The 18145-nt window shown below is 63.4% G+C and carries 20 protein-coding genes; 7 read left to right on the forward strand and 13 right to left on the reverse strand.

Annotated features, from left to right (window positions below; genetic code table 11):
- Positions 1-461 precede the first annotated feature (461 nt).
- The 7 genes from RTP54_RS17270 to RTP54_RS17300 form a co-directional block, all read right to left on the reverse strand.
- Entirely contained in the window at positions 462-647 is a 186-nt protein-coding gene (locus RTP54_RS17270) for a hypothetical protein (protein ID WP_112811894.1), read from the reverse strand.
- A 281-nt stretch (positions 648-928) separates the two neighbouring features.
- Complete coding sequence (locus RTP54_RS17275; protein ID WP_312364517.1) at positions 929-1360, reverse strand: heme-binding protein; 432 nt, start codon at positions 1358-1360, stop codon at positions 929-931.
- Between the two features lie 262 nt (positions 1361-1622).
- Positions 1623-2480, reverse strand: coding sequence for an ABC transporter ATP-binding protein (locus RTP54_RS17280; protein ID WP_312364519.1), 858 nt, complete (start codon positions 2478-2480; stop codon positions 1623-1625).
- The gene (locus tag RTP54_RS17285; protein ID WP_312364520.1) at positions 2477-3142 is read right to left on the reverse strand and encodes an ABC transporter permease; all 666 of its coding nucleotides are present in this window, start codon (positions 3140-3142) and stop codon (positions 2477-2479) included. Before RTP54_RS17285 ends, RTP54_RS17280 begins: the two co-directional genes overlap by 4 nt.
- Positions 3143-3402: 260 nt before the next feature.
- Positions 3403-3945 (reverse strand): VOC family protein, encoded by a 543-nt coding sequence (locus RTP54_RS17290; RefSeq protein WP_209789048.1) that lies wholly within the window; start codon positions 3943-3945, stop codon positions 3403-3405.
- A 27-nt stretch (positions 3946-3972) separates the two neighbouring features.
- The gene (locus RTP54_RS17295; protein ID WP_112818143.1) at positions 3973-4971 is read right to left on the reverse strand and encodes an ABC transporter substrate-binding protein; all 999 of its coding nucleotides are present in this window, start codon (positions 4969-4971) and stop codon (positions 3973-3975) included.
- 40 nt (positions 4972-5011) lie between these two features.
- Complete coding sequence (locus RTP54_RS17300; protein ID WP_312364526.1) at positions 5012-5950, reverse strand: fumarylacetoacetate hydrolase family protein; 939 nt, start codon at positions 5948-5950, stop codon at positions 5012-5014.
- A 297-nt stretch (positions 5951-6247) separates the two neighbouring features.
- On the opposite strand from RTP54_RS17300, the gene RTP54_RS17305 reads away from it, so the two are divergent.
- A complete protein-coding gene (locus RTP54_RS17305) occupies positions 6248-6856 on the forward strand; it encodes a malonic semialdehyde reductase (protein WP_112833321.1) in 609 nt (202 codons plus the stop codon).
- A gap of 53 nt (positions 6857-6909) precedes the next feature.
- Here RTP54_RS17305 and RTP54_RS17310 read toward each other — a convergent pair whose 3' ends face one another.
- Genes RTP54_RS17310 through RTP54_RS17320 form a run of 3 tightly spaced genes read right to left on the reverse strand, consistent with a single transcriptional unit; the run spans position 6910 to position 9196 of the window.
- Positions 6910-7317 carry a RidA family protein gene (locus RTP54_RS17310; protein WP_312364529.1) on the reverse strand — a complete coding sequence of 136 codons (408 nt, stop codon included), beginning with the start codon at positions 7315-7317 and terminating at the stop codon, positions 6910-6912.
- A complete protein-coding gene (locus RTP54_RS17315) occupies positions 7314-8234 on the reverse strand; it encodes a dihydrodipicolinate synthase family protein (RefSeq protein ID WP_312364532.1) in 921 nt (306 codons plus the stop codon). Before RTP54_RS17315 ends, RTP54_RS17310 begins: the two co-directional genes overlap by 4 nt.
- Positions 8235-8239: 5 nt before the next feature.
- The gene (locus RTP54_RS17320) at positions 8240-9196 is read right to left on the reverse strand and encodes an alpha/beta hydrolase (RefSeq protein WP_112818148.1); all 957 of its coding nucleotides are present in this window, start codon (positions 9194-9196) and stop codon (positions 8240-8242) included.
- A gap of 189 nt (positions 9197-9385) precedes the next feature.
- Here RTP54_RS17320 and RTP54_RS17325 point away from each other — a divergent pair, with 189 nt between their 5' ends.
- From RTP54_RS17325 to RTP54_RS17350, 6 genes are all read left to right on the forward strand, one after another.
- On the forward strand, positions 9386-9790 hold the full coding sequence (locus tag RTP54_RS17325) for a VOC family protein (RefSeq protein ID WP_077501493.1): 405 nt from the start codon (positions 9386-9388) through the stop codon (positions 9788-9790).
- 104 nt (positions 9791-9894) lie between these two features.
- The gene (locus RTP54_RS17330; protein WP_112833317.1) at positions 9895-10830 is read left to right on the forward strand and encodes a 2-hydroxyacid dehydrogenase; all 936 of its coding nucleotides are present in this window, start codon (positions 9895-9897) and stop codon (positions 10828-10830) included.
- 81 nt (positions 10831-10911) lie between these two features.
- The gene (locus tag RTP54_RS17335) at positions 10912-11562 is read left to right on the forward strand and encodes a GntR family transcriptional regulator (RefSeq protein ID WP_112811882.1); all 651 of its coding nucleotides are present in this window, start codon (positions 10912-10914) and stop codon (positions 11560-11562) included.
- Positions 11563-11982: 420 nt separating this feature from the next.
- The gene (locus tag RTP54_RS17340) at positions 11983-12915 is read left to right on the forward strand and encodes a sugar ABC transporter substrate-binding protein (protein WP_162704475.1); all 933 of its coding nucleotides are present in this window, start codon (positions 11983-11985) and stop codon (positions 12913-12915) included.
- Positions 12916-13222: 307 nt separating this feature from the next.
- Positions 13223-13825 carry an L-2-amino-thiazoline-4-carboxylic acid hydrolase gene (locus RTP54_RS17345; RefSeq protein ID WP_312364542.1) on the forward strand — a complete coding sequence of 201 codons (603 nt, stop codon included), beginning with the start codon at positions 13223-13225 and terminating at the stop codon, positions 13823-13825.
- A 220-nt stretch (positions 13826-14045) separates the two neighbouring features.
- On the forward strand, positions 14046-14897 hold the full coding sequence (locus tag RTP54_RS17350; RefSeq protein ID WP_312365022.1) for an alpha/beta hydrolase: 852 nt from the start codon (positions 14046-14048) through the stop codon (positions 14895-14897).
- A 118-nt stretch (positions 14898-15015) separates the two neighbouring features.
- Here RTP54_RS17350 and RTP54_RS17355 read toward each other — a convergent pair whose 3' ends face one another.
- The 3 genes from RTP54_RS17355 to RTP54_RS17365 form a co-directional block, all read right to left on the reverse strand.
- Positions 15016-15195 (reverse strand): hypothetical protein, encoded by a 180-nt coding sequence (locus tag RTP54_RS17355; RefSeq protein WP_112811878.1) that lies wholly within the window; start codon positions 15193-15195, stop codon positions 15016-15018.
- Between the two features lie 110 nt (positions 15196-15305).
- Positions 15306-16631, reverse strand: a complete 1326-nt coding sequence (locus RTP54_RS17360; RefSeq protein ID WP_312364545.1) for a glycerate kinase — start codon at positions 16629-16631, stop codon at positions 15306-15308.
- Between the two features lie 133 nt (positions 16632-16764).
- Positions 16765-18087: an MFS transporter gene (locus RTP54_RS17365; protein ID WP_312364548.1), complete on the reverse strand. Its 1323-nt coding sequence runs from the start codon at positions 18085-18087 to the stop codon at positions 16765-16767.
- Positions 18088-18145: the final 58 nt, after the last annotated feature.

Here is an 18145-nt window from a genome sequence, read left to right on the forward strand (position 1 = left end):
CAGGCATCCCGATCGAGCGGCTTCGTTAATTTAATTAACTGATTGATCTATTAATCGCACATGCCGTTTTGGCCGTCAAGCAGGCCGGTGGCTTCGCCCGAACCGTTCACCTTCGTGACTGCCGGCCAACGTGTGAAAACGATGTCGGCATTTGAACGAGATTTGGCCGAGTTCCGGCGAAGCACATTTACCTGCGGCGGGTCCTTGCCATCGACGACCGCTTGCGTATGTCGCCGAATGCCGTCCTCAGCGACGATACCAGGGTGATGATCCGAAGCCCCGGGGCAAGAACCTGGGATCGCGGTCCCGCCACCGGCGCGAGGCGAGGTCACAGGCGGCCGGCGTGAATCCGCACCGCCGATGCCTTTCGACCATCGCGGCCGATTGCGGGGGCTGTGGATCCTGGTTGTACGGCCTGAAGGAAATTGGGGAAACCGTCGTCAGCTTCGCACGGCTCGCCTCTAGTCCGTTTCGCGGTCGAACTGGTTGACGATCCGCAGAGCGGCCTTGCGTTGCGCGCGGCGCGCTTCGGCGTCGTTTCTGCCTTTCAGCATCAGATGGGCGGCGCGCACCGCCGGAAGGGCGACCGGCTTGTATCCGGGTTCGGTGACGGCATGGACAGTCTGGTTAAGCTTGGGCTTACGCATTGTTCACTCCTCATTCGAACACTGCCCAGCTTGTTCACACGCTAAAATCGGGACGATCAAAACCGGGCACGAACGCACCCTGCCTGCCAATGGAGGCGACGGTTTGATCGGGTGATTCAAGTTTTGTTGCGCTCTGAAATGACTTCGCGGTGCAATTGCAGCGGTCGGAAGCGACAACGAACCGGATGTCGGCAACGGCAGCACCCGCCCGATCCGTGCCGATGGCCCGCCGATGCGGGCCGAGCACGGTATCCGGGCGAGCACCCGATCGGCGGTTCGCGTTATCCGGCGTCGGCCACGAGGCCGGCCGCAACGATACCGGCAACGGCGCAGGCCTCGTCATTGTCGGACGTGTCCCCGGTGATGCCGACCGCGCCAATGAGGTCGCCGCCGACTGTGCGCACGAGAACGCCACCCGGCACCGGCACGATGCGGCCGCCGGAAACGCCCGAAAGACCCTCAATGAAATGCGGCCGCTCGATCGCCGTGTTGTTCAGCCAGCGCGAGCCCATGCCGACGGCAAGCGCGCCGTAGGCCTTGCCCGACGCGATCTCGAAGCGCAGCATCGACGACCCATCCTGCTTTTGAAACGCCACAAGATGGCCGCCAGCATCGAGGACCGCCACCGATAGCGGCTTCATCCCGGCTTTCGCCGCCGTTGCGAACGCGACCGCGATGATGCCGTTGGCGAGATCGAGCGTGAGTTGGGGCATGAGAGATCCAATCTGTTTTTTGCCGGCACAGGCCAGCCTGATGATTTCATTTCTGGTGAAGTTGGCATCGGGCCAACCTTGATTAAGGTCGCCGATCCCTGAACCTTTACGAACGCAACTTGCCCGCCTCGCCGGAGGTCGTCCAGTGAGGCGGGCAAGATCGGGTATTGCAACGTCCCCGGTTAGGCGAGTTCGTTGCAACGCTCCATTCCTTTGAGCGGGCGGCGCGCCGCTAGCGGACCGCACGTTTGCCGGACGTGCCTTAATTGGCGACGCCCATGACCTTGCCGAGATAGGCGACGTATTCGCCGAACTTCGGCATGGCGCGGGTGGTGGCGGCATTGCGCGGGCGCGGCAGGTCGATCGTCACGTCCTCGACGATCTTGCCCGGGCGGTCTGCCATCACCAGAACCCTGTCCGAGAGGAACACGGCTTCGGCGATGCTGTGGGTGATCAACATCACTGTCTTGCGCGATTCCTGCCAGATGCGCAGCAATTCGACGTTGAGCTTGTCGCGCGTCAGCGCATCGAGCGCGCCGAAGGGTTCGTCCATCAGCAGGATCTGCGGATCGAGAACCAGCGCCTGGCCGATCGATGCGCGCTGGCGCATGCCGCCGGACAACTGATGCGGATGCGCACCGGCAAACTTGGTCAGCGACAGCACGTCGAGGATCTTGTCGACGGCGGCATCGCGGGCGCCCGCCGGCATGTTGCGGATGCGTGCACCGAGTTCGACGTTGCGGCGCACCGTCAGCCACGGCAGCATGTTGTTGGTCTGGAAGACCACGCCGACGTCGGGGCGCGGCGCCCGTACCGCCTCGCCCTTGATCGTCGCCGAGCCGCTCTCGTAAGGGATGAGGCCGGCGACGATACGCAGCAGCGTGCTCTTGCCGCAGCCGCTCGGGCCGAGCACCGACACGAACTCCTGGTTCCTGATTTCGAAATCGATGTCTTCGAGCGCCTTGAACGAGCCGAAGGTCTTGTTGAGGCCCCGCGCCTCGATATGGTTGGCGGCCGGCTCTGCCGTCATCTTCAAACCCATGTCTGCCACGTTGACTGATTGCGGCGCTGCGGCCGAGGCTGTCGACACCATCTTTTCCTCCCGAACGGTAATGTTCATACCTGAATTCCCCGCCACCAGACGGACTTGGCCGCAAACTCGATCAGCGCATAGAGGGCCAGCGAGATCAGGGTGATCACAATGATGCAGCCGAAGACGAGGTCGGTGCGCGTCGAGGCCGTTCCCAGCATGATCAGGTTGCCGAGGCCGCGCTCGGATCCAACGAGTTCGCCGATGATCGCACCGATCATCGCCAGCGGCATCGCAACGCGACACCCGTCGATGAAGCTCGGCAGGGCGCTCGGCAGCCTGAGCGTGGTGAAGGTGCGCCACGGGCCGGCATTCAGCGCACGGAAGTGTTCCTCGAGGTTCTTCGCCGTGCCGGCAAAACCGCCGAGCGTCGCGACCACGATCGGGAAGAAAGCAAACAGGAACGCCATCGCCACCTTGGAGATGAAGCCATAGCCGAACCAGACGATCATCAGCGGCGCAAGCGCGCTTTTCGGCGTCGTCTGCAACGCGGTCACCAGCGGATAGATGGTGCGCTGGGCAAAGGGCGAGACATAGACCACCATGCCGAGCATGACGCCGACGACGACGGCTGCGCCGAAGCCGATCAGCACCTCGGCAAGTGTGTACATCGAATTCTCGAAGATCTCGCTGCGCGCTTCCCAGACGGCGACGGCGATCGCCGAGATCGGCGGCAGAATGTAACTTTTCACTTCAAAATATCGGACGCCATATTCCCAGAAGAGTAGAAAAGCACCGAAAAACAAGACGACTTGGCTATAGGCGGCAAGTCGTGAACTAACGCCTGGCATGTGGGCCTCCGAAGAGCGAGTTGGCATCCGTGGTGAGACGCGCCGGCTGGCGCCGGCGCGCGGGAGCATTCCCGGGAAAAGCAGATCGGTTTTCCGTCGGCAATGCCTGAGAGCAGTGCGGTCGTTTCCGTCATCCGGTTCGGACCGAAACGCTCCAGGGATCACTGCCCCTGCTTGTCCTTGACCACCTGATGCGGTGGCGGCACGACGAAGCGCTTGAAGCGCCATTGGTCGAAGGCGTCGATGTTGCGCTCCCAAACCTGCGGCGTGTGCGGGTTTTCTTCCGTAACCTGGATCATGTCACAGTAGATCTCGCAGTTGTTGCCGTCCGGGTCCTTGAACACGAGGAAGCAATTGGCGCCCGGACCGTGCTTGCCGATGCCGCGCACGATCTCGACACCCCGTTCCTGCAGCATCTCGGCGGCAGCTTCCATGTCTTCGAGACTGTCGACGAGATAGGAGAAGTGTTCGAGGCCGGGCCTCGTATACTTCGGCAGGTCGTCACGATCGGGCGAATCCGCCGGCAGTTGCGACAGGGCAAGGTCGTGATGGTCGCTGCCTGCGCGCAGGAACACCATCTTGTCCTCGATCCAGTCCGAGACCTCCAGGCCGACGACATTGGTATAGAAGTCGACGGACTTGTGGATGTCGCGGACCATCAGCACCATGTGGCCGAGTTTCCGCACGTTGATCTTCTTCTTCATGTTCCTCATCCCAGGTTTGGGCCGACCTCAGCGACTGATGTTGCGGTAGAGGTCGACGGTCTTAATGCTGTCGTCGACGACGAATGCTTCGCGCACGAAGCCCATCGTCTTTTCCATGCGGTCGGCGCGAACGAAGCCGAGATCCTTGTTTTCGGCGTGCGGATCGCGCACCAGCGCATTGATCTGCTTGATCTGGTTGAGCACGACGGTCTTCTTCAGCGTCGGATATTGCTTGACGATCAGGTCGGCGGCTTCCTCCGGATGCGCGGCCATATATTCGTAGCCGCGATAGGAGGCGTCGAGGAACTTGTCGACGACTTCGGGCTTCTCAGCCAGCATCGCTTCGGTGGTGACGAAGCCGCTGCCATACATGTCGAGACCGAAATCGCGATACTTGATCATGCCGATCTTCTTGCCGGTCTCTTGCGCATTCTCGTTCAGGATGGGCAGGCTGGCGCCTTCCCAGCACTCGGCCAGATCGACCTGGCCTTCCAGGAACGACGAGGTGATGACCGCCGGGTTCATCCGCAGAAGCTTCAGGTGATCCTTCGGAAGACCATTCTGCTCCAGCCAGGCCGGCACGATGTTCTGGACCGGGGACGTTGCGCCGCCGCCAACCGACTTGCCGCTGAAATCGGCAAGCACGGGTGTCTTTTCGCCGTCCTTCTGGATATAGCAGAGTGCCCCCGGCCAGACGGTGTTGATCGAGCCGACGAACACGGCCTTGCCGCCGTTGACGCGGTTGAGAATGACGCTCACCGGATCGCCGTAGCCGATATCGAACAGGCCCTGGTCGATTTCGTTGACCGTGCGCTGTCCGCCATAGCCCTGGTAGACCGAAACGTTGAGACCTGCCTCGTCGTAAAAGCCCTTGGCCTTGGCAACGAGAACGCCTCCAACGCTCCCTTGCGGCAACCACGACATGTTGAACGAGATTTCCTCGGCGGCGGAAGCCGCCGTCATCATCGATGCGAACGCTCCGGCGAGCGCTGCCAGGCGAAGCGAAATTCCAAGTTTTTTAGCCATACTGTCCTCCTCAGTTTAGCCATTGCTGGCGGTTTGGTTGTTAGTCGATCCGAGCTCCTCTGATCGGATTGGTGATCGTGCCGACCTTCTCCACGGCGGCCGTCACGATGTCCCCGGCATTCAGGAATTCTCCCGTGCCCATGCCAACTCCGTCCGGCGTACCGGTGGCAACGAGATCGCCCGGACGCAAGGTCAGGATCGACGACAGATAGGAAATCTGCTCGGCCACGGAGAAGATCATCGAGCCGGTGCTGTCGTCCTGCTTGCGGGTTCCGTTGACGTCGAGCGTCAGGCGCAGGTCCTGCGGGTCGCCGACGCAGTCGGCCGGCACCAGCCAGGGACCGAGCGGCGCGAAGGTGTCGAAGCTCTTGCCGCGGAACCAGTCGTGCTTGAACGGAAAATCGCTGCGGCGCGTCAGGTCGCGCGAGGTGATGTCGTTGATGACTGTGTAGGCGGCGACGTGGTCGAGCGCCTTTTCGACCGGGATGTCGCGGCCGCCGATGCCGATCACCGCCGCCAGCTCGACCTCCCAGTCGACCTTCTGGGCGCGCTGCGGAAGGATGATCGCCTCATCCGGACCGATGACGCTCGAATCCGCCTTCATGAAGACGAAGGGCTGACTCTCGGACTTCGCCGCTAGCACCGTCCCCATCTCCTGCGCATGCTCGACATAATTCGAAGCGGTAGCAAAGATCCTGTTCGGACGATAGGGCGCGCAAAGCTTCGTCCCCGTTCCGAGCGGTTCGAATTTCGGACCGCTTGCGGCGAGGTTTTCGGCAAGGGCCGCCAGCGCCGGCTCGACGTCGATCCAGGCGTCGAGCATGGCGGCGATGCCGCCGGCCCGCCAACGGCTCCAGTCCTCGCCGGGGCGTCCCAGGACACGCGACACCAGATCCAGATCGTAGACGCCCTGCTCGGTCACGATGACCAGCCGTATTTCTTCCCTGATGAGCCTTTGCCCAAGCGCATGCCAAACCACCGGCTGTCTCCTTCCATGCTGTTTGTATCGTCTTGCATACAATTTCGTCATTATGTATTCTTGTCAAGCGTCATGGTGCACACAAAGCGAAAGTTGCGGAGAAATGCGCAAGAGAAATGCCGCCCGTTTCGACAACGCCGCGCAATCGGGTCCGGCAAGGCTCGTCACCGGCGCACGGAAGACAGTTTGCGGGGCATTTCCATCGCGGTGCCCATCGCCGGCCGCGCACGGGCCGAAAGGCTGCGTGCGATGACCACAGATAAAAGTCAGAGACAAACAACGTCCGAAAGGGACCCCATGGACCATCGAGGCCTTCAATCCACCCAGGCGGACACGGCGCTACTGGAAAAGATCTTTACCCGGGCGAGAAGCCAGAACGGCTGGCTCGATCGCGCCGTCCCACCCGCGATCCTGGAAGAGATCCACGATCTTGCGTGCCTGGCGCCGACGAGCATGAACTGCTCGCCGCTGAGGATCACCTATCTCGTCACGACAGAGGCCAAGGAAAGGCTGCGTCCGGCACTTGCCGCCGGCAACGTCGACAAGATGATGACCTGCCCTGTCGTCGCGATCTTCGCGACCGACTTCGCCTTTGCAGAACGTCTGCCGTTTCTGTTTCCACATACGGACGGCAAGGGCTTCTTCGAGCGCAATCCACATCTTGTCGAAGACACCGCCCTGCGCAACGCCACGCTGCAGGCCGGATACTACATGCTGGCGGCGCGCGCGCTCGGGCTTGATTGCGGTCCGATCTCCGGTTTCGACGCAAAGGCGGTCGATGCGATCTTCTTTGGCGAAACCGCGTTGAGATCGAATTTCCTCTGCGGTCTCGGCCATGGCGATCCGGCAAAGCTCTTTGCCCGGCATCCGCGCCTGGCGTTCAAGGACGCGTGCACGGTCCTATAAACGGCAATAGCCCCGGCGATCGCCGGGGCTATTTCATGGAGACGGCAAGTGCTTCAGGTCGGCGCGCGCGCCACCACCTTCAATTCCACGACCATGTCGGGATGCGGCAGCTCGCGCACGCCCACCGTCGTGCGGGCCGGACCGTCGCTCGCAAACCAAATATTGTACTCGTCATTCATGGCCCTGTAGTCGCGCATGTCCGTCAGGAAGACGGTGACATCGACGATATCGGCAATACTTCCGCCATTGCGGGTGAGCGTTTCACCGACCTTGCGCAGGATCACCCGCAACTGCTCGGCGACGTCGTGGATCGCGGTGCCGTTGGCGACCCTCGTTGTGCCGGCGATGGTGCCATCCGCCTGCCGGGCGCTCATGCCCGAGACGAATAGCAGACCGCCGGCTTGTCTGAGCTCGGGATAATTGGCAAGCGGCTTGACCGTTTCCCCGACCGCCGCGCTCATGCGGGCTCCATCGTTGCGGCCCAGGGCCTGAAGCCGATTTCGGCGCAGGCCGAGACGAATTTCTGTTCGGCCTGCCGATCAAGCTCGACCAGTGGCGGGCGCACCGCGCGCCAGGTCTCGTCACCGGTATGGCGGGCCATCGCCACCTTCATCGCCTGGATCATCGGGAACTGCTGGAAGAGCCCGCGCACCGGCGCAACCGCGGCGAAAGCCTGGGCCGCGCCTGACGTCCTTGCCGCCGCGACCGCATCGACCATGGCCTTGGCATTGACGTTGGCGGTTGCCGAAATGCAGCCGACCGCGCCGCGCTCGATGGTCTCGCCAAGCAGGACCTCCGATGCCGGAAACACGCGAAAACCGTTGCCGACCGAGAGAAAGCCATTCAGCGTATCGCGGTCGCCGGAACTGTCCTTCACGCCGAGAATGTTGGCGGGGTAGCGCCGCCTCAGCGTCTCGATCAGCTCGAGGGTGATCGGAACACCGGTGAACTGCGGGATGTGATAGAGAACGATCGACAGCCGGTCGGAGCCGACCGCCTCGATCAGCCGCCCGTAATAGCCGGCAAGACCGTCCGTCGTCAGCGGCTTGTAGAAGAACGGGGGCAGCACGAGCACGCACGGCGCACCTGCGTCGACCGCAGCGCGGGCAAGCTCGATCGTTTCCTCCAGGCTGCAGGCGCCGACGCCCGGCATCAGCGCCCTGGTCGGGATCCCCGCCTGGACAACCGCGTCGAGCAGTTCGCGCTTCTTGCGCAGCGAAAGCGAGGCGGCTTCACTGTTGGTGCCGAAGACGGCGAGCCCGGCGCCCTGTTCGACGATCCAGCGGCAATGCTCGATGAACCGGGGTGTGTTGCAGCTCAGGTCCGGTTTGAACGGGGTGAGGACGGGCGCGTAGACGGAAAGAAGCTCTGGATTCATGACTTTCACTTTCGGTTTTGACAGGTGAGGCCGCAGGAAAAGAAACCGCACTCCTGCTGGGCGAAGCGGATGATCTCGCGCCCAAGTTCCTCCTCGGGCGTGTCGAAATGCGCGACGATCGATGTGTGGTTGTGGCGGTTCAGTTGCAGGAAACGTGGCGACTTGCCCTTGCGAAGCGCATGGCGCTGGACAAACTCGGCGCCATAGGCATCGATGTAGCGGTTCTCGTGCTCCGCCACGGCGACCAGCACCGGCAGGTCGCGCGTGCCCGCATGGGTGACCGGGGAGCGCGCCTCGTAGGTGGCGGGATCGTCGCCGAAATAGTGCCGGACATTGGCCGCGTTGGGGTTGTCGGGCAGTTGATCGGCCCTCAGCCGCGCGCTGATGAACACGGCGCCCTTGACCGCCGGGCTCGGCAATCGGCCGGTAGCCGGATCATAGAGATAGCCCGCGACATGGCAGCCGCCGGCGGAATGGCCGATGAGCAGGATCGACTGCGGGTCGCCACCATAGTCACCGATCCGCCCGGTGATCCAGTCTATCGCCGCGGCGACGTCGCGCGCGCCCTCAGGATATTGGGCGCCCGGCGCCAGCCGGTACTCGATGTTGACGCCGACAAAGCCCTGTCGGGCAAACCAGCGCAGCACATTGTCGTAGATGAGCCCGTCGGCGCTCTTGGAGCCGCGTGTGAAGGCGCCGCCATGGACGAAGGCGACAACATTGCGTGCCCGCCCGCCGGCGCAGGCATAGGCGCTCTCGAAGACGTCGAGGCGCTGGGCGGCGTCCTGGCCATAGGGGATGTCGCGGTGCTCGGTGAGCGGCTGGCGGGCAACGCTCATCTCGACATGCGGCCGATAGACGTCGAGTACGACCTTGCGACTTGCCGCCAGGTCATCGTTCCAGACGGCGCCGACGCCATCGAGGCGTCCCTGATCCTTGGCCGTCAATCCCGCAAACCTCATCCCGCATCTCCATGCTTGTTGTGACGGTCACCTTCCGCGCACCGTCGCCGTTGTGCATTTCGATAACATCCAAAAACACACTTGACAACCATTTTGCATACACGGATTAGTATTTGCATACACGAAACGATTTGAGCTCGTGTTACGCGCCGCATGTCGCGTCGCGTCATCGAAAGAAGGAAAATACCCATGGCAAAGTTGCGCCATCTCGCTATCGCGGTCTCTGATCCGGAAGCTGCCGCCCAGTTCTTCGAAAAGGCGTTCGGCATGACCCGCGCCGGCCAGGCCATGCGCGGCGTCTACATGACCGACGGCATCATGAACGTGGCTCTGCTCAACTTCGGCGAAGAGCCCGTGCCCGGCTTCGAGACCGAGAAGGACTATAACGGCCTCATCCACTTCGGCGTCTGGGTCGATTCCGTCGAAGAGACCGACCAGCTGGTGCGCGCCGCCGGCGGCTCCTACATGGCCGGCCGCAAGGAGACCAACCCGAACGTGTTTTACGAGGTCAAGTACAAGACGCCCGAAGGCATCGTCTTCGACGTCACCGAGAATGGCTGGAAGGGTGCGGTCAAGAACGTCAACGCCGCCTGATCAGCGCCTGTCGCGGCCGCGCCTTAGGCGCGGCACGCCACCTGCCTGACACACGCGTCGGCTCGGCCCGCGCGAAGACATGAACATCCATTGGAGAGACTGACATGGCAAGAAAGACGATCGTGGTTGCAATACCGGTTTCCGAGAAGTGCCTGTCACGCCTGTCCAGCTCCTACGATGTGATCACGCTGCCCAACGGCTTGGGCAGCGGATCACCGGATCTCGACCCCCGCGCAACCTGGGCGGTCGTGACCAACGGCAGCACCGGTCTGTCCGAGCCCGCCATGGCGCAACTGCCCGGCCTCGCCCTCGTCTGCTCCTATGGCGCCGGCTTCGAAAACATCGATCTCGATGCGGCAAGGCGCAGCGGCGTGAGCGTCACCCACGCGCCCAACACCAATATGGAGACGGTTGCCGATCACGCGCTGGCACTGATGCTGGCGGTCTCGCGCGATATCTGCGCCCGAGACCGGGCGCTCAGGACAGGCGGCTGGGCCGCGATCCGCTCGCCGCGCCCGACGCTGTCGGGATCGCGGCTTGGGATGATCGGTCTCGGCAATATCGGCCAGGCGATTGCCCGTCGCGGCGAAGCCTTTGGCATGAAGGTTACGTATACGGCGCCGGAAGACATGCCCGGCGTCAGCTGGCCCCGCGTCGCGGACGCGGCGACGCTCGCGGCCACCAGCGATTTCCTGGTCGTTGCCTGCCCCGGAGGGCCCGCAACGCGGCATCTGGTCAACCGTCAGGTGCTCCAGGCGCTCGGCCCCAAGGGCTTCCTGGTCAACATCTCGCGCGGCATGGTCGTCGATACCGAGGCGTTGGTCGAAGCGCTGCAGCGCGGCGAGATCGCCGGTGCGGGTCTCGATGTCTTCGAAGGTGAACCGAACCTGCCGGCGGCGCTGCGCAGTCTCGACAATGTCGTCCTCACCCCGCACATGGCCGGACGCTCGCCGGCTTCGGAAGACGCCCAGATATCGGCTCTGCTGCACAACCTTGACGCGGCCCGCGAGGGCCGTCCGCTGACGGCTCAACTTGCATAAATGTCTGGCTGTCATTAAATCGATTCCAAGCACCTTCGACAGAAGGTCGCTCAATGTCGTGAAGACAGGAAAGCTGCGCGCATGACGACGATCGCCTCTCAAATCTACCAGGCCCTGGCGGAAGAGATCGCCAAGGGTGTGATGACGCCTGGGCAGAAGCTTGAGGAAAAAATGATCGCCGAGAAGTTCGGTGTATCCAGAACCCCGGTGCGCGAGGCTATGCGCGAACTGGGCGCACGCGGGCTGATCGAGATGAACCCGCGCCGCGGCGGCATCGTCGCGCGCATCGACGTCGAGCAGATGGCCGACATGCTCGAGGCCGAGTGTGAGATCGAGGCATCCTGCGCCCGGCTTGCCGCCCAGCGCATGACCGGCATGGAGCGTGAACAGCTCTACGAACTGCATCGGCTCTACGCCGAATGCGTCGGCAATCAGGATCTCGACGGCTGTCGCGACATCAATCGCAAGTTCCACGACGCGATCTGCCGCGGCGCCCACAACACCACGATCGCCAGCATGGCCGTGGAGTTGAGGGTGAGGCTCGCGCCCTTCCGCCAGCACCAGGCGGGCCCCGCCGACGTGCGGCTGCAGCAGTCGCTCGACGAACACCAGAAGATCGTCGACGCCATCCGCGCCAACGACGCGGCCGGCGCCTACGCCGCCCTTTCCGAGCACAATGCCCGCCTGAGCGCCGGCGTCATGCGTCGGTTTACGGCCGCTGCCGGAAAATAGACTTCTGAACTGAATTGTCAGACCTGAACCCGTCGCCGTCCGCGACGGGTTGCGCGTTGTTTGCCGGCCACGACGCTGGCGTCGACCGACGCTGTCTGGCGCTTTCGGGCGCGGCCTTGCCTGCCATGGCCGGCCGACGACGACGCTCCGAGGCCCACCGCGCCTCCTCCACCACCTTTCCCCATCCAGTTTCGTCCTGTTGTAGCCGGCGGGCCGGCCATCTCGATGGCGTGCTGCATGCTGTTTCTGCGCCACTGCACCGCAACGCTCAGATGTGCACATTTATCCGTTTGCATTCCATATATCATCTGTGCATACAATATGACCGTGTTGAATGCACACGCTGGCGCGCCTCGGCGCTCCGGCGAAATTCATGACCCGAGTTCTGGAGGAGAAACCATGGGCAGGAATGCACGATTCATGACGCTTGTTCTGGCGGTCGCGGCAACCGGCGCGCTCGCCGCCCCCGCCGGCGCCGAAACGCAAAAGACAATTGGGGTCACGGTTCCCTATTTCGCCTCGCCCTTCTGGAAGGCCGGATTGTACGGCGTCGAGACGGCGGGCAAGGAGAAGGGCTACACGGTCATCAAGGGCGACGCCAAGGACAAGGCCGAACTGCAGATCGAGCAGATCCGCGGCTTCATCGACAAGAAGGTCGCCGCCATCATCATCGGCGCCGCCGATGCCGCGGCCGTCGCACCGGCCGTGGAAGAAGCGATCGACAAGGGCATTCCGGTCATCGCCCTTTCGGTCCCGCCGAAATCCGATCGGCTGACGTCGTTCGTCGGCGCCGACAATATCGGCATGGGTCGCCTGCAGGGCATCTGCCTTGGCCGGGCGATCGGCGGTAAGGGCGAGGTCGGCCTGTTCGCCGGTCCGGACGAGATCTGGGCCAAGCTTCGCGTTACAGGTTTCAAGAACACGCTTGAAGCCGACTTCCCGGAGATCAAGATCGTCGCGGAAAAGGCCGGCGGCACGAAGGATGCGGGCGTTGCCGTGACCGAATGGGCCAAGGCTTACCCCGGCATGCACGGCATCTTCACCGCGGCCGACACGATGGCGGTGGAATCGATCAAGTCGCTCGACGCCGCCAAGGCCACGGACAAATTCAAGGTATCGACCTCGAACCTGAACGACGAGGCACGCGCGGCACTCGACAACGGCACGCTGACCTGCGCCTCGCTGCAGCCTGCAGTCTCGATGGGCCGCGACGCCATGCGCGAAGCCACCGCCGCGATCGAAGGCGGCAAGGTGCTCGGCCGTATCGAGGCGCCGGCACTGCTGGTCACCCGCGACAAGGTCGCATCCTACGACTTCAGCAAGATCATCGCACCGGCCGACTACCAGCCTTGAGTTTTCGCGTTCCGCGCGAATACCATTGCAACCCGATGAGACGGGGCCCGGCCGAGCCGGGCCCTCTTTGCGTTTGCGCCTCCTGCAATCCGGATGGACACTGGGCCGGCTTGCGGCCCGGTTCAACTTATGCGCTATTCCTCCCGGAAGGCCCCGGTGCAACGGCATGCGGGCCGAAGGCCGCCGCATGGAGAGATTGGAGAAGATGGGCTTCGTTGCGTCCTTGACGCTCCGCCTGCCGACCGTAGCGTTCGGGCGCGCGGCGAGACGTCGCCTCGCAACATCCGTACCGCCGGAGATCGCTGCCGTGATCTGGCGCAATGCCCTAAGCATCCGGCGCGAGATCAAGCGGGACCGGCCGAACCACTCGACGGGTGTTAATCTCCTGTTGCGCTACATGGAATGGGATTGCGCGCTCTACCGCGCCATGCGTGAACACGGTCTTCTTCCCGAACGCGCCGGCGACTTGATCGCAGAGATCAACTGGGACCTGTTCAAGGGGCCGATCGCCACTGCCTTCGGCGCGACCCGCCTCGCCGCCTCCCGTCCGCAGACCCGCATCCGCTTCATGCTCGATGCCATGTTCGCGTTTGTATTCACCGCCCCGTTCCAGCGCTCGAAGGATCCGTCCGGCGAAGGGCTCGTGTTCGACGTGCTCGTCTGTCCGCTGGCAGCCTACTTCAAGCAGCAAGGTCTTCCCGAACTCACCCGACATGCGGCTTGCAGCCTGGACTACCGGATGGCGGCTCAGTGGGGCGCTGGCTTTCGTCGACGGCAGACCCTTGCCGAGGGCGCGCCTTCTTGTGATTTCCGCTTCACCCTCGACGAGGACTGGGACGACGCGCGCCTGCCCCCGCCGGAGCCTCGCGCCCATTCCAGACAATCATCCGATCTGGCCGCAAGCGAATAAGGCCGCGCGAAAGACGAATTGCATGAATGCCCCGGTTTTGTCAGATCTCTCTCTCGAGAGCGCACGCTGACGACCCTAGTGTCTGCCCATGCCGACGTTGAATGTCGCAAGGGAGACGAAGATGAAAAGCACGCTAGATACCCAAAAGACCAGCCGCCGCCAGTTTCTGCTCGCAGCAGCAGCCCTGGCCGCAACGAGTGCAGTTACAAGGAGCGATGCCATGGCGAAAGGCAAATCGGAGAAAGTCGTCAATGCCAATGGTGTCACCATCGCAACCGAGGCATTTGGCGATCCCGCGGCCCCGCCTGTCCTCCTGATCATGGGGGCGATGGCCTCGATGATGTGGTGGCCGGACGCGTTCTGCGCCGCGCTCGCTTCAACCGGCCGTTACATGATCCGTTACGACAACCGCGACACCGGGCTATCGACCAAATATGCCCCGGGCAATCCGCCCTATACGATGGACGACATGGCCGGCGACGCGGCTGCTGTCCTCGACGCCTACGGTTTGGCGGCGGCCAACGTCGTCGGCATGTCGCTCGGTGGCATGATTGCCCAGATCCTCGCACTGTCAGCGCCAGAGCGTGTGTCTTCGCTGACGCTCGTCAGCACCACGCCGATCGGTCTCGAGATCGAACTTCCGCCGATCAGTGCTGCCTACTTGGAGCATGCCGCTTCAGCGGAAAGCCTCGACTGGTCTGATCGGGGCCAGGTGATCGCGTTCATGACAAAGGACGCCCGCATGATCGCAAGCACCGCGCATCCGCATGACGCCGATCGGGTTCGAACTTTCATCGAGCGGGATTACGATCGTTCGGGTGGCCTGCTTTCGGCCACCAACCACTTCATGCTCAAGGGCGGCGAAGCCGTCAAAGGCAAACTCAAATCGCTCGAAGCGCCGCTTCTGGTCATCCATGGCACCACCGACCCGATCTTTTCCATCGAGCACGGAATGGCGATTGCCGATGCGGTCGCCGGCTCCAGATTTGTTTCGATCGCCGGCGGTGGTCACGAACTGCACGGCGACGATTGGGATATCATCCTCGCCGCCATTGCAGGGCACACGAGCTAAGACGTCATCGCCATCAGGCATTCAAGGCCAGGCGCGCCGGCAAACGTCCCGCGTGTCTGGCTTGAGATGGCGTTGTCAGGCCAAAACGGGGCAAGCGGTGCTGTTGTCGCCGCCGCCCTCAGCGGCAACGGGTCCTGTTGCGGGCAATGTCGCGTCGGATTTCCTTCAGCGTGTGCCGCAACTCGGTGAGCGTGCCATCGTCGCAGAGCGCGGTGCTGGTGCACTCCAAGAGATCGAGCCTGAGTTCCAGTTCATCGTGCCGTTCGATCAGTCCGGCCAGAATTCGAGACGCGCGCATGTGTTACCCATCAAAGGTCGACGCTGCCGCGGGCAGGCGCGGAGGTCAGGATTGCTTCGCGGTCTGCGATACCTTTCCTCTGCGACAGTTTGTTGAAGGTGCGACGCCTTTCACGCCCTGTCCCCCGCCTCGATCAGCACCGCGCGGAAGTCGTTGACGTTCGTTCTCGTCGGACCCGTGACGATCAGATCGCCGAGCCGTTCGAAGAAACTGTAGGCATCGTTGTCTTCAAGATGCGCGCCGGCATCGAGGCCGAGCGCTTTTGCTCGCGCCAGCGTATCCGGACGCAGGAGCGCCCCGGCATTATCCTCCGATCCGTCGATCCCGTCGGTATCGCAGGCGAGCGCATGGATGCCGGCGCAGCCGTCGAGACCCGCTGCCAGCGCCAGCAGGAACTCGACATTGCGGCCGCCCCTGCCCTTGCCACGCACGCTGACCGTGGTTTCTCCGCCCGACAGCAACAGCGCGGGGCCTGAGAGCGGCTGACCGAAGTCGCGGACCTGACGGGCGATCGCCGCATGCACCGCGCCGACGTCTCGGGCTTCGCCTTCGATACGGTTGCTGAGGATGAGTGGCGCAAGCCCGAGGTCCCGCGCCTTGGCGGCGGCAGCCTCGAGCGCATGCTGGGCGGTTGCCACCACCACGACCCGGTTTGCGACATTCGGGGCAGCCGTCGGTCGAGCGCTCGGCGCGCTCAATGCGGCCCGCACGGCAGGCGGCACGTCGATGCCATACCGCTCCAGAATGGCCAGGGCATCGGCCGATGTGCTGGCATCGGGGATGGTCGGACCGGAGGCAACCACCGCGGGATCATCGCCCGGCACGTCGGACAAAACCAGCGTCACGATCCGCGCAGGCCCGCATGCCTCCGCCAGTCGTCCGCCCTTGATCGCCGACAGGTGCCGGCGGACACAGTTCATCTCGCCGATCGGCACGCCGTTCACGAGAAGAGCGCGGTTGATTGCCCGCTTCTCCGCAAGGGTCACGCCCGGTCGTGGCATGGAGAGCAGCGAAGACCCGCCGCCGGAGATGAGACACAGGACCAGATCGCCGGGGCCGAGCCCGGAGACAAGGTCGAGAATGCGCCGCGCCGCATCGGCGCCCGCCTCGTCTGGAACCGGGTGGCCGGCCTCGACGACTTCAATGCGCCGGCAGGCGGATCCGTGGCCGTAGCGTGTGACCACGAGGCCTTCGAGTTCACCATCCCAATGGGCCTCGACAGCCTCTGCCATGCGCGCCGCTGCCTTGCCGGCACCGACGACGACGGTGCGTCCGTTGAGCGGCGGGGTCGGAAGAAACGGCGGAACGACGATCAGGGGATCGACAGCGGCCAGAGCGGCAGCGAAGACCGCATTAAGGCACTCTTCCGGCGCCCTGCGCGGTGCCGGCGCCGCCCGGCTTCTTGCGAACTGGATATTCGTTGCGGCTGTACTCATCCGGCGTCTCCCGCGTGCTTGCAGACGTTGATGGAATACCGGCGCGCCATTGCGCGAGCGCCGGGACTGGGTTCGGGTCTGTCACACCCCGCCCCGATCGCACCGTCCCACGGCGCGACCGGGGTTGGCTGTGCTAGCGCTGCATGGCCTTCGGAATGAAGGCGATGACGCAGACGGCACCGATGCAGAGACTTGCCACCAGCGCGTACATTCCGGCATCGGTGCTTCCCGTGGCGTCGCGCACGGCGCCGATGAGATAAGGGCTAACGAAGCCGGCGAGGTTGCCGATCGAGTTGATGATCGCAATGCCGGCAGCCGCGGCCACGCCGCCGAGATAGCCGGTCGGCAGGGTCCAGAACAGCGGCAGCGTGGTGAGGATCCCGAGCGTTGCCAGCGAAAGGGCTGCAAGCGAGAGCGGAATGCTGCTGATGACCAGCGTGGAAAGCAACAGTCCGACGGCACCGATGACCGCGCAGACGGCGATATGCCACCGACGTTCGCCGGCGAGATCGGAATTGCGGCTGATCAGCACCATGCCGACGGCTGCGACGGCGTAGGGAATGGCCGTCAGGAAGCCCACTTCCATCACATCCTTGGCGCCGGCATTCTTGATCAGTTGCGGCAGCCAGAAGCTGATGCCGTAGAGACCCATGATGCAGCAGAAGTAGATCCCCGACAGCAGCCAGACCTTGCCATTGCGAAAGACCGAGCCGAGCGTCATCGTCTGTTTCTTGCCATTGTCATTGGCCAGATCGGCCTCGATCAGCGCCTTCTCCTCATCCGAAAGCCACTTGGCGCTGCGCACGCTGTTGTCGAGATAGAACAGGACGAAGACGCCCAGCAGCACGCTAGGTATACCCTCGAGCAGGAACATCCACTGCCAGCCGGTCCAGCCGTTGACGCCGGCGAACTCCTGCATGATCCATCCGGACAGCGGTCCGCCGATCACGCCGGCAAAGGCAATGCCGGTCATGAAGGTCGCGACGATGCGCGCCCGGCGTTCGGCCGGAAACCAGTAGGTCAGGTAGAGGATGACGCCCGGGAAAAACCCGGCTTCGGCAACGCCGAGCAGGAAGCGCAGCACATAGAACATCTCCGCCGAGGTCACGAACATCATCGCGGCCGAGATGATGCCCCAGGTCACCATGATCCGGGCGATCCAGCCCTTGGCCCCGACGCGCGACAGAATGATGTTGCTCGGCACCTCGAAGACGAAATAGCCGATGAAGAAGATGCCCGCGCCGATACCGTAGACCGTGTCGCTGAGCGACAGGTCCGACATCATCTGCAGCTTGGCGAAGCCGACATTGACGCGATCGAGATACGAGGCGACGTAGCAGATGAACAGCAGCGGCACGAGGCGCCAGAACACCTTGCTGTAGACGGCATTTGCCTTGGCGGCACGATCAGGCTGCAGCGAACGCACGTCCGCTGCATGGGCAGTTCCTTGTTGCATGTTATCCTCCCAGATAAGCCGCGGCTCCCACCGCGGGTGTCAATGGGCGAGGACTAAC

Source organism: Ensifer sp. (assembly GCF_031989085.1).
GTDB lineage: Bacteria > Pseudomonadota > Alphaproteobacteria > Rhizobiales > Rhizobiaceae > Ensifer.

Bases quoted from the DNA above. Each gene is read 5' to 3' on its own strand.
- RTP54_RS17270 (WP_112811894.1), bottom strand. From the start codon at position 647: ATGCGTAAGCCCAAGCTTAACCAGACTGTCCATGCCGTCACCGAACCC.
- RTP54_RS17275 (WP_312364517.1), bottom strand. From the start codon at position 1,360: ATGCCCCAACTCACGCTCGATCTCGCCAACGGCATCATCGCGGTCGCG.
- RTP54_RS17280 (WP_312364519.1), bottom strand. From the start codon at position 2,480: ATGAACATTACCGTTCGGGAGGAAAAGATGGTGTCGACAGCCTCGGCC.
- RTP54_RS17290 (WP_209789048.1), bottom strand. From the start codon at position 3,945: ATGAAGAAGAAGATCAACGTGCGGAAACTCGGCCACATGGTGCTGATG.
- RTP54_RS17295 (WP_112818143.1), bottom strand. From the start codon at position 4,971: ATGGCTAAAAAACTTGGAATTTCGCTTCGCCTGGCAGCGCTCGCCGGA.
- RTP54_RS17305 (WP_112833321.1), top strand. From the start codon at position 6,248: ATGGACCATCGAGGCCTTCAATCCACCCAGGCGGACACGGCGCTACTG.
- RTP54_RS17310 (WP_312364529.1), bottom strand. From the start codon at position 7,317: ATGAGCGCGGCGGTCGGGGAAACGGTCAAGCCGCTTGCCAATTATCCC.
- RTP54_RS17315 (WP_312364532.1), bottom strand. From the start codon at position 8,234: ATGAATCCAGAGCTTCTTTCCGTCTACGCGCCCGTCCTCACCCCGTTC.
- RTP54_RS17320 (WP_112818148.1), bottom strand. From the start codon at position 9,196: ATGAGGTTTGCGGGATTGACGGCCAAGGATCAGGGACGCCTCGATGGC.
- RTP54_RS17325 (WP_077501493.1), top strand. From the start codon at position 9,386: ATGGCAAAGTTGCGCCATCTCGCTATCGCGGTCTCTGATCCGGAAGCT.
- RTP54_RS17330 (WP_112833317.1), top strand. From the start codon at position 9,895: ATGGCAAGAAAGACGATCGTGGTTGCAATACCGGTTTCCGAGAAGTGC.
- RTP54_RS17335 (WP_112811882.1), top strand. From the start codon at position 10,912: ATGACGACGATCGCCTCTCAAATCTACCAGGCCCTGGCGGAAGAGATC.
- RTP54_RS17340 (WP_162704475.1), top strand. From the start codon at position 11,983: ATGACGCTTGTTCTGGCGGTCGCGGCAACCGGCGCGCTCGCCGCCCCC.
- RTP54_RS17350 (WP_312365022.1), top strand. From the start codon at position 14,046: ATGGCGAAAGGCAAATCGGAGAAAGTCGTCAATGCCAATGGTGTCACC.
- RTP54_RS17355 (WP_112811878.1), bottom strand. From the start codon at position 15,195: ATGCGCGCGTCTCGAATTCTGGCCGGACTGATCGAACGGCACGATGAA.
- RTP54_RS17360 (WP_312364545.1), bottom strand. From the start codon at position 16,631: ATGAGTACAGCCGCAACGAATATCCAGTTCGCAAGAAGCCGGGCGGCG.
- RTP54_RS17365 (WP_312364548.1), bottom strand. From the start codon at position 18,087: ATGCAACAAGGAACTGCCCATGCAGCGGACGTGCGTTCGCTGCAGCCT.